Source organism: Allobosea sp. BH3, from assembly GCF_025499465.1.
In the GTDB taxonomy this organism is placed as follows: Bacteria; Pseudomonadota; Alphaproteobacteria; order Rhizobiales; family Beijerinckiaceae; genus Allobosea.
Map to the genome: position 1 here is coordinate 421,919 of NZ_JAIMCA010000001.1, position 12,546 is coordinate 434,464.

Sequence of the window (12,546 nt, forward strand, 5' to 3'; positions counted from 1 at the left end):
CGGACATGACGCTCATCACCCGCCGATCCTTCACGCTCGCCCTCGGCGCCGCTGGCGTCCTCGCTCCGGCCGTCGTGCGCGGCGCCTCGCCGGATCTTTCCAAGGTCACGTTGCGTATCGGGGATCAGGTCGGCCAGCATCGCAGCAAGTTGCAAGCGGCAGGCCTGCTCGCCGACGTGCCCTACAAGATCGAGTGGTCGGCCTATCCCGCCGCCGTTCACCTTCACGAGGCGCTGAAGGCGGAGGCGATCGACATCGGCGCCGCCAATGATTCACCCACCGTCAGCGCCATCGCCGGCGGCTCAAAGATCGCGGTCGTCGCGGCCTGGGGCAATGGCGGCAAGGGCACGCGGCTCTATGTCCCGAAGGGCAGCACAGCCCGGTCTGTGGTGGATCTCAAGGGCAAGACCATCTCGCCGACCACGCGCGGCAGCGTCGCGCATTTCCTCGTCGTCGGGGAATTGCGCAAGGCCGGCTTGAGCGAAAGCGACGTGAAGCTCGCCTTCCTGAACCCTGTCGATGCCGGCGCCGCCTTCGCCGCCGGCAGCATCGACGCCTGGGCGACCTGGGGCATCTACGGCGCCCGCATCCGCAGCACGCTCGGCGCCCGCGTCCTGTCCGATGGCGAGGACGTCAATTCAGGCCTCTTCGTCTTCAGCGCAACCCGCAGTGCCCTGCAGGACCCCGCAAAGGTAGCGGCCATCGCCGATTATGCCGACCGGATCGAGCGCAGCTATCGCTGGAGCCGCGAGAAGAAGGCGGATCATATCGCCTGGTACAAGGCTTACGCCAAGCAGGACGAGGGGACGGCGCTCGCCGTCTATGAGGACGATGTGCCCTATCGCCGGCTGAAGATCGACGAAGATTTTGCCGGCCGTCTCAAGAAGACCTTCGACACCTGGACCTCGGTCGGCGTGCTGAATGGCGAGCTCGATTTCCGCGACTATCTCTATCGCGATCTCGCGGTCGGAGCCGGATCGTGACGAGCGGAGTTGCCACCCTTTCCCGCGAGGCGCCGTCGCCGACGCTCGGCCGCGCCGTACCGAGGCTGCGGGCGGAGGCCCACCCGCATGCCTCGGTGACGGACGCGCCGGAACTCGTCCTGGTTCAGCCGGAGGCGGAGAAGCGGCGCGGCCTGCCGCGGCCGCTGCGCCGGGCGATCGGGCCGGTGCTGCTGGTTGCGATCTGGCATGTGCTGTCAGTGACGGACGTTCTGTCGCCGACAGTGCTTGCCGGCCCGGCCACCGTGCTTTCGAGCGCAGCTTCGCTTTGGGCGACGGGCGAGTTGCAGGCGGCGATCCTGGCCTCGCTTGGCCGCGCCGCTTCGGGCCTTGCGATTGGCGGCACCATCGGCGTGACGCTCGCCGTGATCTCGGGTTTGTTCCGGCTCGGCGAGGACCTGATCGATTCCACCATGCAGATGCTGCGCACGGTGCCGAACATCGCCCTGATCCCGCTCTTCATCATCTGGCTCGGCATCGGCGAGGCGCCGAAGGTCGCGCTGATCGCGCTGGCGACGGCCTTCCCGCTCTATCTCAACGTCTATGCCGGCATCCGCAACGTCGACCAGACGCTGGTCGAGGCGGCGCGCACGCTAGGGCTCTCGCGGCCGGCGATGATCCGGCACGTCATCCTGCCCGGAGCCTTGCCCAATGCGCTGGTCGGCCTGCGCTACTCGCTCGGCGTCGCCTGGCTGGCGCTTGTCTTCGGCGAGCAGGTCAACGCCACGGCCGGCGTCGGCTACCTGATGAACAATGCCCGCGAGTTCTTCCAGACGGACGTGATCGTCGTCTGCCTCGTCGTCTACGCGTTACTCGGCCTGATCGTCGACTTCATCGTCCGGCTGCTTGAGCGGGTGCTGCTTGCCTGGCGCCCCGCCTTTTCCGGAGCCTAATCATGAACGGCCGCGACAGTCACGATCTTGCCGTCCGCGTCCGCGGGCTGACCCGCCGCTTCGGCGAGCGGGCGGTCATCGACACGCTCGATCTCGATATCCGAAAAGGCGAGTTCGTGGCGTTGATCGGCGCGAGCGGCTGCGGCAAGAGCACGCTGCTGAGGATCCTCGCCGATCTCGACCATGGCATCACGGGCGAGGTCCGCGTGCCGCAGCGGCGCGCCGTGGCCTTTCAGGCCCCGCGGCTGATGCCGTGGAAGCCCGTCTGGCGCAATGTCACGCTCGGGCTGCCGGGCGGCGACCAGCGCCGACGCGCCGAAGCGGCGCTGGCCGAGGTCGGTCTCTCGCATCGTTCCGATGTTTGGCCGAAGGTCCTCTCCGGCGGCGAGGCGCAGCGCACCTCGCTTGCCCGCGCGCTCGTCCGCGACCCCGATCTGCTCCTGCTGGACGAGCCCTTCGGTGCGCTCGACGCGCTGACGCGGATCAAGGCGCAGCATCTGGTCGCGGAGCTTTGGCAGCGCCGGCGTTGCGCTGTGCTGCTCGTCACCCATGATGTCGAGGAGGCGCTGCTGCTCGCCGACCGCGTGCTGGTTATGCGCGAGGGCGTCATCGCCCGCAGCATCCCCGTCACGCTGGAGCGGCCGCGTCGACTGGACAACCCCGTCTTCGCCGCGCTGCGGGGCGAACTGCTCGACCTGCTCGGCGTCAGCGATGACGTCGCGGGCCGGAGGGCGGCATGAGTCGCGCCGACTGGGGCGAGGAAGAAGGGCTCGTCGCCGATGTGCTGGTGATCGGCGGCGGCATGGCAGGCGCCTGGGCGGCAACAGCGGCGGCGCGCGAAGGTGCCCATGTCGTCCTGGTCGAGAAGGGCTATTGCGGCACGAGCGGCGCTACGGCCGCGGCTGGCCCCGGCCATTGGTGGGCCCCGCCCGATCCACCCGAGGCGCGTGCCAACGCGATCGCCCAGCGCCAGCGTATCGCCTTCGGGCTCGGCGAGCCCGACTGGATGCGGCGTGTGCTCGACGAGACCTGGCGCCTCCTGCCGACGCTGGCGCAATACTACGAGTTTCCAAAAGACGATCAGGGCAAGGTGCGAAACTACCGCGCCCTGCGCGGCCCCGAATATATGCGCGCGCTGCGCCAGCAGATCGTCGATCTCGGCGTCGTGGTCCTCGACCATTCTCCAGCGCTCGAGCTGCTCGCCCATGCCGATGGCGCGATCGGCGGCGCCGCCGGTATTCGCACCCAGCGGGGCGGCTCTCGCTGGCGTATCGCCGCCGGGGCCGTCATCCTGGCCGCGGGCGGCACGAGCTTCCGTTCCCATCTGCTCGGCTCGCGCAACAACACCGGCGACGGCTACCTGATGGCGGCCGAGGCCGGTGCCGAGCTCTCGGGCATGGAGTTCACGGCTGCCTACACGGTCGCGCCGCAACACTCGACCATGACGCGGACGATGTCCTACGCCTTCGCTGATTACTTCGACGCCGATGGCCGCCAGATCGATGCGCCGTTCGGGCCCGATCAGACCGAGCGGCTGGCGCAGGCGTTGCTCGCAGGCCCGGTCTACTGCTCGCTGGCGCGTCTTCCCGAGGATGTGCAGCGCCATTTGCCGACGATCTCACCGAACGTGATGCTGCCCTTCGCGCGCTGGGGCATCGACCCGTTTCGGGAGCGCTTCGAGGTGACCCTCCACACCGATGGCACGATCCGCGGCATCGGCGGCGTCAGGGTCCGGAGCGAGGATTGCGGCGCCGGGATACCGGGCCTCTACGTTGCCGGGGATACGGCGAGCCGCGAGCTCGTGGCCGGTGCGAGCTCGGGCGGCGGTAACGTCAACTCCGCCTGGGCGCTCTCGTCCGGCACCTGGGCCGGGCGGGCCGCCGCCCGCAGGGCGCGCCGGGTTCCGGCCAGTTTCGGCGGGCTGAAGGCGCTTGGTGGCGCGGGGCTACGTCCCTCCGGGAGAGCGAGACCCGCCAGCGCTGCCGAGGCCGTCGCCGCCGTGCAGGCCGAGATGCACCCTTACGACAAGAACCTGTTCCGTACCGGCAAGGGCCTGGCGGCCTCGCGCCGCGCGCTGGATGCCGTCTGGTCCGATCTCGCAGCACATGCCGGAGGCGAAGGCGGAACCGCCGCGCTTGCTCTGCGCGAGGCCGCCGCTCTCGTCGCCTCCGCCCGCTGGTCGGTCGCCACGGCAGAAGCCCGCACCGAGACGCGCGGGATGCATCGACGGCTGGACCATCCCGCGCTCGACGCCGATCTCACGGTGAGGCTGATCGCCAGCGGGTTCGATACGGTCACGGTTCGACCGGAAGCCATCGCCGTCCCGAGCCCCTTCGAAAGCGTCGCATGATCGAACTCATTGTCGCCGAGCGTTGCACGGCCTGTGACCGTTGCGTCGAGGTCTGCCCGTCGAACGTCTTCGAGCCAACGGCGGCCGGCCCGCCGGTGATCGCAAGGCCTGACGATTGCCAGACCTGCTTCATGTGCGAACTCTATTGCACCGCCGATGCACTTTATGTCGGCCCCAACGCCGACCATGCCGAGTCAGCGGACCAGCTGGTCGTTCTGGCATCGGGCCTACTCGGCCAATACCGACGCGACTCGGGCTGGGACGAGTGGCGGGACCGCTATCCGAACGAGCAATGGCTCATGGAAACAGTCTTCCGGAGGGCGGCGGAGGATGCTCGATAATTTGTCGGGAGGTGCAGTGGGGGCAGCTTCGACCGATATTCATCGAGAGCACGCTGCAACCGGTCAACGCCCGGTTTGCGCCAGTAGGCAAACGTCCCCAGCTGGCGCGACGCTGACGGGTAGGCGGCATGTACGCGCGGTGGTTGAGTTGGGGTAGATGGCGGCTGACAGGCACTTCACTCCGGCAGCCCGGCTTTTTTCAAGCCCTCTGCAAAAGTGGCGAAATCTTCCGGCCGGTGGATCGGCAGCCAGTCCTTCATGTTCGAGATGCGCAGTGCCGGATCGAGCTGGCGCAGATGTTCCACGGCCCGCTGCGCTGGCTCCATCCGGCCGGCCAGCGCATGGCTCGCCGCGATGATGCAGCCCACCATCAGAAAGCTCGGCAGGTTGGTGAACGCCTTCTCGGCCCATGACGAGGCGACATCGAAGCGCCCGGCAAACAGATGCGCCACCGCCATTCCCGCCTGCATGCGATACATCTCTGGATCCAGCGGGCTGAGGCGCATGGCCTGGGCGAAATGCGCGATCGCCGCCTCCGTCTCGCCGTGCCAGACCCGCAGATAGCCGCCGAGGAACCAGGCGGCGGCCAAGTTTGGATTGAGCACGACGGCCCGGTCGAGCAAGGCGATGCCGGCGTCGAGGTCACCAGTGAGATGGGCGAGCGCATGGCCGCCCCTGGTCAGCGCCACGGCATCATCTCGGCCCAGCTCGATGGCCCTGCGGGCCAGCCGGGCGCCTTCGGCGGTCTCCTGTGCGCGATCGGTCATCCAGCCATTGACCCCGCGCCAGAAATGGCACCAGGCCGCCATGCCATAGGCCGAGGCGTAGTCCGGATCGAGCACAATGGCTTGATCGAGCAGCCGCAGCGCCTCGCCGATGGCTGCCCTGTTGCCCTGCTGCAGGTTCGCGATCCCGCGCAGGTAACAGTCATAGGCGTTGAGGCTCGTGGTGGGCGCCCGCTGCGCGCGTTCGATCTCGGCGCGCTCCAGCTGCGGTGCCACCGCGCCGACGACGCTCGCGGCGACTTGGTCCTGCAGTTCGAAGATGTCGTCGAGAGTGCCCTCGAAACGCTCGGCCCAGAGATGCGCGCCGGTCGTCGCATCGATCAATTGCCCGGTGATACGGACGAGGTTTGCGGCCTTGCGCACGCTGCCTTCGAGTATGTAGCCGACGCCGAGTTCGCGGCCGACCTGCTTCACGTCCACTGCCTGGCTCCTGTAGGTGAAGCTCGAATTGCGCGCGATGACGAAGAGCCAGCGAAGGCGTGATAGGGCAGTGATGATGTCCTCGACGACGCCATCAGCGAAGTAATCCGGCTCCGGATCGCCGCTCAGGTTCTGGAACGGCAGCACGGCGATGGAGGGCTTGTCGGGAAGAGCCAGCTGCGGTGCTGACGCGGCAGGCTCGGGCTTCGGCATGTAGCTGCCGGCCGGCGGCGTTTCCTCGACTTCGGCGACGAACCGGAAGCCCTTGCGGGCGATCGTCCGGATCAGCCGCTGCTCGTCGCCGCTATCGCCGACGGCCTTGCGCACAGCGTTGATATGACTGGTGAGCGTCGACTCGGAGACGATCCGGCCACCCCAGACCGCATCAAGCAAGTCATCCTTGCTCACGACGCGCTCGCGGTTGCGCAGGAGATGGGCGAGGAGGTCGAACACTTGCGGCCCGATCGCGATCGCCTCGCCGCCCCGCGTCAGCTCCCGCCGGTCGGGATCGAACACATGACCTTCGAACAGAAATGGCACGCCAGCGCTCCACGACCCGATGGCGGTTTGAGGCCTCCGATGCGGCTGCACGGGCCTGCCAACGAGGTAGGCCGTTGATAGCATGGCGGCCAGATCGGGGCACCACTGCCGGGGCGGCCTCTGATCAAGGAGAACCCAGCGGGACTGCGGAGCTTTTGGAGGCTCCGCCAAGGGAAATTCAACCGGGGTTCAAGGTTGCCGCAAGGTCTTTCGGCGGACGGGCAGGCATTCTCCTTTCATCGGAGCGCGATGATGCGGCCCGGTGGTCAGACAAAAGGAGAGAGCCATGAAGATCGTGGTCATCGGAGGCAGCGGCCTCATCGGAACTTATCTCGTCGGCAGGCTTCGCCAGGCCGGACATGAAGTCCTGGCGGCGTCGCCCAACTCGGGCGTCAACACCATCACCCGCGAGGGGCTGGCCGAAGCGCTCTCAGGCGCTCAGGTCGTCGTGGACGTCGCGAACTCACCGTCCTTCGAGGACAAGGCCGTGCTTGAATTCTTCGAAACATCGGGCCGCAACCTGCTTGCCGCAGAAGCAGCCGCTGGCGTGCGGCATCACATCGCGCTGTCGGTAGTCGGCACCGAGCGCAATCCCGATAGCGGCTACCTCCGTGCCAAGCTGGCCCAGGAGACCCTGATCAAGGCGTCGGGCATTCCGTACACGATCCTGCGGGCGACGCAGTTCTTCGAATTCGTCGATGCCATCGTCCAGTCGAGCGCCGATGGCGACGTGTTCCGCCTGTCGCCGGCGCTGTTCCAGCCGATCGCCGCGGCCGATGTCGCGGCCGTGCTGGCGGATATCTCGGTCGGCGCGCCGCTCAACGGCACCGTCGAGGTGGCCGGGCCCGAGCCGATCCCGATGGATGCGATCGCCCGGCAGTTCCTGACCGTCAAGGGAGACCGGCGCCAGGTGATCGCCGATGTGCGTGCCCGCTATTTCGGCGCCGAACTGAACGACAGGTCACTGACGCCCGGCGACAACCCCCGCCTTGGGCCAACCCGCTTCGGGGAGTGGCTCAGCGCGTCGCAGGCGCGGGCCTGAGCACGAGGATCGACGGCCACTCGCCCCAACGCGGAAGGATCCGAACCATGACCATCATCCATGACAACCGGACCATTGCGGCGGCAGTCGTCGCAATGGTGGCCTTTAACGCCATCTTCCTTTCGGCGAACGGCCTCTTCATGCTGGTCAATCCGCTGGCATGGTATGATCTGGTGCCGGGCGTGACCGATACCGGCTTCTTCAACCAGCATTTCATCCGCGACATCGGGATGATCCAGCTCTTCCTCGGCGCAGCCTTCGGTCTCGGCATGGCTATGCCCGAGCGTCGCGTCGGGCTCTGGGCCGCCGCGACCTTGTGGCTGAGCGCGCACGCGCTATTCCATTTCTGGGAGGTCGCGGTCGGCATTTGCTCGCCCGCGGTCATACCCAGGGATTTCCCGGCGGTGACCCTGCCGGCGATCCTTGGGATCGTGCTGACGTTCTGGGCGATCCGCCGTTCTTCCGCGGAAAAGACCGCCTCAGCCTGAGATCAGATTTATACACACCATCGTCGAAGTTTAACTAAGCGGGGACGATCTGAATGACCGGTATCGGGCGATAGCCCAACGTCCGCTTGTGGCGCTTTCGGTCCGGTGACTGTCGGTCAGGATTTTTGAGCAGATCGAAAGACAACTGGCCCGCCGGGCCTCGCCAATGGACGCCAATCCCGGCAGCTACCAGACCGAGGATTTTCAAGGTTTGTAAAAGCGACGGCCATAGCCTGATCGACGCTGGTGGCGCGAGGGACCGACGTTTGATCACTGACTGCATGAATCGATCGTTCCCAGTAGACAGCGTTCTCTTGAACGCTGTCTTGGAACATGTGGATCAGGGAATCCTGATGGTCGATGCCAACGGCTATGTCGCGGTCTGCAACCAGCGCGCGATCGATCTGCTCGGCTTGCCCTCCGATCTGATGCGGTCGAACCCCTCGTTCGAGGCGGTCAAACGTTGGCAGATGGAGCAAGGTGAATTTGGCGCCGTCACTGAACAGCTGCTCCGCGCGATCAAGTACGAAGGCATAAATGTCGAAATCCTGGACTACGAGCGCCTGCGACCGGACGGAACGGTGCTCGAAGTTCGAACAAACCGCCTCCCTAACGGCGGAATGGTGCGCACCTTCACCGATATCACTGTGCGCAAGGCGGCCGAGAACGCGATCCGGGTAAGCGAAGAACGCCTGCGCCTCGCCTTGCAGGCCAGCAGAATGGCTGCCTGGGAGCTCGACCTTGAGACAGAGTGGGTCAATCGCTCCGAGAATTCGATGGCGTTAATGGGAATTTCTTCGGGGCCGTCATCCGATTTCGTCGACCGGGTGCATGCGGAAGACCGGGAGCGCGTCACCAACTTCCGGCGCACCGTGATGTTGGAAGGGAGCGGAACGGCCGAGGTGCGCTATCTGCTGCCGACCGGCGCGCAAACATGGCTTGCCTTGCGGGCTGAGCGAAAGGACGAAAAGCGTCTCATTGGGCTCAGCTTCGACATCGCAGACCGCAAGGCGGCAGAGAGCGCCATTTGGCAAACAGCCAACCATGATCCTCTGACCGGCCTGGCTAACCGGGCACTCTTCCAGGTCCGCCTTACTGAGGCACTGGAGAATGCGGAGACCTCAGGGTCGGGTGTGGGCCTGCTGCTGCTCGACCTCGACGACTTCAAAGATGTCAACGATACGCTCGGTCATGCGGTTGGCGATCTCCTCCTCCAAGAGGCTGCCCTGCGCCTCAGGAGCTTTGCCATGGAAGCCGATACGGTGGCGCGGCTCGGCGGCGACGAGTTTGCCATCATCGTCGCGAACATTTCCGCGACGGGTGAAGCGATTGCTCGCGCGAGCGAGATTGTGGAAGCTCTCCACGCTCCGTTTCAGCACGAGGGCCGGGCCCTCTCCACCACGGTCAGCATCGGGTTAGCGATATTCCCGGAGCACCATCGGGATTCAGCCGAGTTGATGAAGGACGCCGACATAGCGCTCTACCGCGCCAAAGAGCAGGGGCGGAGCCAAGCGGTTGTGTATACGAGTGCCGCCCGCGAGACGATGGAACATCGTGTTACGATCGCACGCGATGTGCGTGCGGGGATCGCGGCTCGGCAGTTCGTGCCGTTCTACCAGCCGAAGGTATCGCTCGTGACGGGCAGCATTGTCGGCTTCGAGGCCCTGGCGCGCTGGAAGCATCCGTCAATGGGCCTCCTCACGCCCGCCTATTTCGGCTCGATGTTTGCCGAGCAGGCTATTTCGCTTGCGCTAGGGGAGCAGATGATCCGCCAGGTTGCTGGCGACATTCGATCATGGATCGATCAGGGGCTCGAATGCGGTCGCGTAGCCGTCAATTTGTCATCCGCAGAGATCTCGGATCCGCACGTCGCAAGCAGAATCCTCGGCATCCTGGAGGAGGCTGATGTGCCCACGGCCCATTTCGAGGTTGAAGTAACAGAAACGGCCTTCCTGGGGCGCCGAACCGCGACGGCTTCCTCAATCCTGAACGAGCTCCACGAGGCAGGTGTCTCCATCGCTCTCGACGATTTCGGCACAGGGTTCGCCTCGCTGCTCCACCTCAAGCAGTTCCCGGTGGATCACATTAAGATCGACCAGAGTTTCGTTCGGAACCTAATCAGTGATGACAGCGACGCGGCGATTGTTGCCGCGATTGTGAGTCTCGGTCACGCAATGAGAATGCGGATAACGGCAGAAGGGGTCGAAACCACAGAACAGGCAGCCCGCCTTCGCGAGGCAGGATGCGACTCGGCACAGGGCTATCTCTATGCAATGCCTTTGGAGGAGGCGAGGGTGCCCTCGACAATTCGGGATTGGCCACTGCCGATCTAAGCGGAGCGTTGCCGCGGCTCAGTTGGTAAGCACGGCTACCATGATCAATGGAATTGCGGCGCGCCGGCATGTCCGGAACTGGCGCAATTCAACTGGGGGACCGATGGTCTCGGATCGCGCTCGACCGTCATCCGGCACAACGTTCAGTGTGAGCAGCGATGCCGAAGGTGCCGAGTGTTGGCTGAACGCAACGCTTCTCTCGCGAACTCGGCGAGAACGGCCATGGCGGCTGATCCCAAGCCTTCTCTTCATCAAACCAGGCGTTTGCGATTGCTGCTGACGTAATCGATGAGGGCTCGCAGCTTCGGGGCCATATTCGAGCGATTTGGATAGTAGAGGAAGAAGCCTGGAAAAAAGGGGCAATATGGTTCCAGAACGCGAACGAGCTGGCCCTGCTCGATGAAAGGCCTGAAGGATTCCTCCATCCCAATGGTGATGCCTCTGCCGGCAACGGCCATCCTGATCATCAACGCCATGTCGTTGGTGGTAAATCCGGGCTTCACATCGACGGCAAAGTCCCGGCCGGCTTCGGAAAATTCCCACCGATAGGGAGCAGCCTGCGGCGCAGGGCGCCACCCGATGCAGCAGTGCAAGGGCAACTCGTTTGGATGGCTCGGCGCGTCCCGACCGGCGAGATAGGACGACGCGCAGACGGTAATCTGCCTCTGATCGTCCGAGACGGGTATCGCGATCATGTCCTGCTGGATCACCTCTCCCAATCTCACGCCTGCATCGTAACCGTGCGCGACGATGTCGATCTCGTCGTCCGTCACCAGCACATCGAGCTGCACGTCGGGACAGGCCTCCGCAAACCCCGCCAGCAACGGACCCGACAGGAACCCTTCGGCGATCGACGAGACCGCGAGCCGCAACTGCCCGCGCGGCCCCGAGCCGAGATGATGGGTGGCCGCCGTCGCCGCGCGGATGTCCGCCAGGGACTGCGCGACATCTGCGTAAAGTCGCTCACCGGCTTCCGTCAGTCCGACGCTTCGGGTGGTGCGGTGGACCAGTGCGATCCCGATCTCGTTTTCCAGCCGCCTGATGGTTTGGCTGACGGCTGAGCGCGAAACGCCGAGGCGGTCAGCCGCCGCCCGGAAATTCCGGCCCTCTGCGACGAGGGCGAATGTTGCCAGTGCATTGAGATCGAGCGCCATTGGTAAGTATGTCTAACCATAGCGTCGCCCTGTGGCCAGCTACCTGCGACGCTCGCCGGCACTCATTATCTCGTCCACGGGATCCGCATCTCGAAGCGGATCGAACCAAAGGCTCTGGAGCGGGACCATGGACAAGACTGTATTGATCACAGGTGCCTCGAGCGGCATCGGCGTTGGCATCGCCCGCGAGCTAGCAACCGCCGGCGCCCGTCTCATGCTCGGCGCCCGCCGCACGGACCGGCTCGACGCCCTGGCGACCGAACTCAGGCAGCTCGGTGCGGAGGTCGAGTATCGTGGCCTCGACGTTACCCGTCGAGACGATGTCGCAGCCTTCGCCGAAGCGGCGCGTGCGCGGTTCGGCCAGATCGACGTCATCGTCAATAATGCTGGCGTCATGCCGCTCTCGCTCATGGCCTCGCTCAAGGTCGACGAGTGGGACCGCATGGTGGACGTCAACATCAAGGGCGTTCTGTACGGGATCGCGGCGGTTCTCCCCGAGATGACGTCTCGCGGCGCGGGCCACGTCGTCAACATCGCATCGATCGGCGCGCTGAGCGTCTCGCCGACGGCGGCCGTCTACTGCGCCACCAAATACGCTGTTCGCGCGATCTCGGACGGGCTGCGCCAGGAACGGGCCGATATCAGGGTGACCTGCATCCATCCCGGCGTGGTCGAGAGCGAGCTCGCCGGCACGATTACCGATCCCGTGGCGGTCGACGCCATGAAGGCCTACCGGGCGATCGCGCTCCAGCCCGACGCCATCGGAAGGGCGGTGCGCTACGCGCTGGAGCAGCCCGAAGACGTCGACGTCAACGAGATCGTCGTTCGCCCGACGAAGGCACCTCACTGATGCGGGCCGCGGGTCTCACGCTGACAGCCGGCTTCATGGCGGCTTACGCAACTCTCCCCTCGGCAGAAACGACAATGCAGCAGGCAAATCATCCTTTTGTCGGCATGTGGGTCACCGCCGACAACACGGTCCGCCACGAACTCTTGCCCAACGGCCGCTACGTCGAAGCCCGTGGCAACCGCGAGGGTGCCTATCGCGGACGCTATGTCGTGACCGGCACCCACATTGAGTACTGGGACGACACGGGCTTCACCGCCGATGGCGACTTCGTCGAGCCCAACACCCTGCATCACGGCGGCATGGTTCTGCACCGGCGCCAGCGGCCGTCGACGCCGACCTCTCCCTGATC

The 12,546-nt window shown here is 65.5% G+C and carries 12 protein-coding genes; 10 read left to right on the forward strand and 2 right to left on the reverse strand.

Going from position 1 to position 12,546, the window contains the following annotated elements:
- The first annotated feature begins 5 nt into the window (after positions 1-5).
- Genes BoBH3_RS02025 through BoBH3_RS02045 form a run of 5 tightly spaced genes read left to right on the forward strand, consistent with a single transcriptional unit; the run spans position 6 to position 4,585 of the window.
- Complete coding sequence (locus BoBH3_RS02025) at positions 6-983, forward strand: ABC transporter substrate-binding protein (protein WP_262329085.1); 978 nt, start codon at positions 6-8, stop codon at positions 981-983.
- Complete coding sequence (locus BoBH3_RS02030; protein ID WP_262329086.1) at positions 980-1,894, forward strand: ABC transporter permease subunit; 915 nt, start codon at positions 980-982, stop codon at positions 1,892-1,894. The genes BoBH3_RS02025 and BoBH3_RS02030 overlap by 4 nt, the downstream gene beginning before the upstream one ends.
- A 2-nt stretch (positions 1,895-1,896) precedes the next feature.
- Positions 1,897-2,634 carry an ABC transporter ATP-binding protein gene (locus BoBH3_RS02035; RefSeq protein ID WP_262329087.1) on the forward strand — a complete coding sequence of 246 codons (738 nt, stop codon included), beginning with the start codon at positions 1,897-1,899 and terminating at the stop codon, positions 2,632-2,634.
- A complete protein-coding gene (locus BoBH3_RS02040; protein WP_262329088.1) occupies positions 2,631-4,244 on the forward strand; it encodes an FAD-dependent oxidoreductase in 1,614 nt (537 codons plus the stop codon). Before BoBH3_RS02035 ends, BoBH3_RS02040 begins: the two co-directional genes overlap by 4 nt.
- Entirely contained in the window at positions 4,241-4,585 is a 345-nt protein-coding gene (locus BoBH3_RS02045; RefSeq protein ID WP_262329089.1) for a 4Fe-4S dicluster domain-containing protein, read from the forward strand. The genes BoBH3_RS02040 and BoBH3_RS02045 overlap by 4 nt, the downstream gene beginning before the upstream one ends.
- Before the next feature lie 176 nt (positions 4,586-4,761).
- Here BoBH3_RS02045 and BoBH3_RS02050 read toward each other — a convergent pair whose 3' ends face one another.
- The gene (locus BoBH3_RS02050; RefSeq protein WP_262329090.1) at positions 4,762-6,330 is read right to left on the reverse strand and encodes a winged helix-turn-helix domain-containing tetratricopeptide repeat protein; all 1,569 of its coding nucleotides are present in this window, start codon (positions 6,328-6,330) and stop codon (positions 4,762-4,764) included.
- A gap of 286 nt (positions 6,331-6,616) precedes the next feature.
- Here BoBH3_RS02050 and BoBH3_RS02055 point away from each other — a divergent pair, with 286 nt between their 5' ends.
- The 3 genes from BoBH3_RS02055 (at position 6,617) to BoBH3_RS02065 (ending at position 10,193) form a co-directional block, all read left to right on the forward strand.
- On the forward strand, positions 6,617-7,372 hold the full coding sequence (locus BoBH3_RS02055; protein WP_262329091.1) for an SDR family oxidoreductase: 756 nt from the start codon (positions 6,617-6,619) through the stop codon (positions 7,370-7,372).
- Positions 7,342-7,860 carry a hypothetical protein gene (locus BoBH3_RS02060; protein ID WP_316045075.1) on the forward strand — a complete coding sequence of 173 codons (519 nt, stop codon included), beginning with the start codon at positions 7,342-7,344 and terminating at the stop codon, positions 7,858-7,860. The genes BoBH3_RS02055 and BoBH3_RS02060 overlap by 31 nt, the downstream gene beginning before the upstream one ends.
- A gap of 314 nt (positions 7,861-8,174) precedes the next feature.
- Positions 8,175-10,193 (forward strand): putative bifunctional diguanylate cyclase/phosphodiesterase, encoded by a 2,019-nt coding sequence (locus BoBH3_RS02065; RefSeq protein WP_262329092.1) that lies wholly within the window; start codon positions 8,175-8,177, stop codon positions 10,191-10,193.
- A gap of 251 nt (positions 10,194-10,444) precedes the next feature.
- On the opposite strand, the gene BoBH3_RS02070 is transcribed toward BoBH3_RS02065, so the two are convergent.
- Positions 10,445-11,347 (reverse strand): LysR family transcriptional regulator, encoded by a 903-nt coding sequence (locus BoBH3_RS02070; protein ID WP_262329093.1) that lies wholly within the window; start codon positions 11,345-11,347, stop codon positions 10,445-10,447.
- A gap of 127 nt (positions 11,348-11,474) precedes the next feature.
- Between BoBH3_RS02070 and BoBH3_RS02075 the strand changes: the two genes are divergently transcribed.
- Both BoBH3_RS02075 and BoBH3_RS02080 read left to right on the forward strand, forming a co-directional pair.
- Positions 11,475-12,197 carry an SDR family oxidoreductase gene (locus BoBH3_RS02075; RefSeq protein WP_262329094.1) on the forward strand — a complete coding sequence of 241 codons (723 nt, stop codon included), beginning with the start codon at positions 11,475-11,477 and terminating at the stop codon, positions 12,195-12,197.
- A gap of 35 nt (positions 12,198-12,232) precedes the next feature.
- Positions 12,233-12,544 carry an Atu4866 domain-containing protein gene (locus BoBH3_RS02080; protein ID WP_262329652.1) on the forward strand — a complete coding sequence of 104 codons (312 nt, stop codon included), beginning with the start codon at positions 12,233-12,235 and terminating at the stop codon, positions 12,542-12,544.
- Positions 12,545-12,546: the final 2 nt, after the last annotated feature.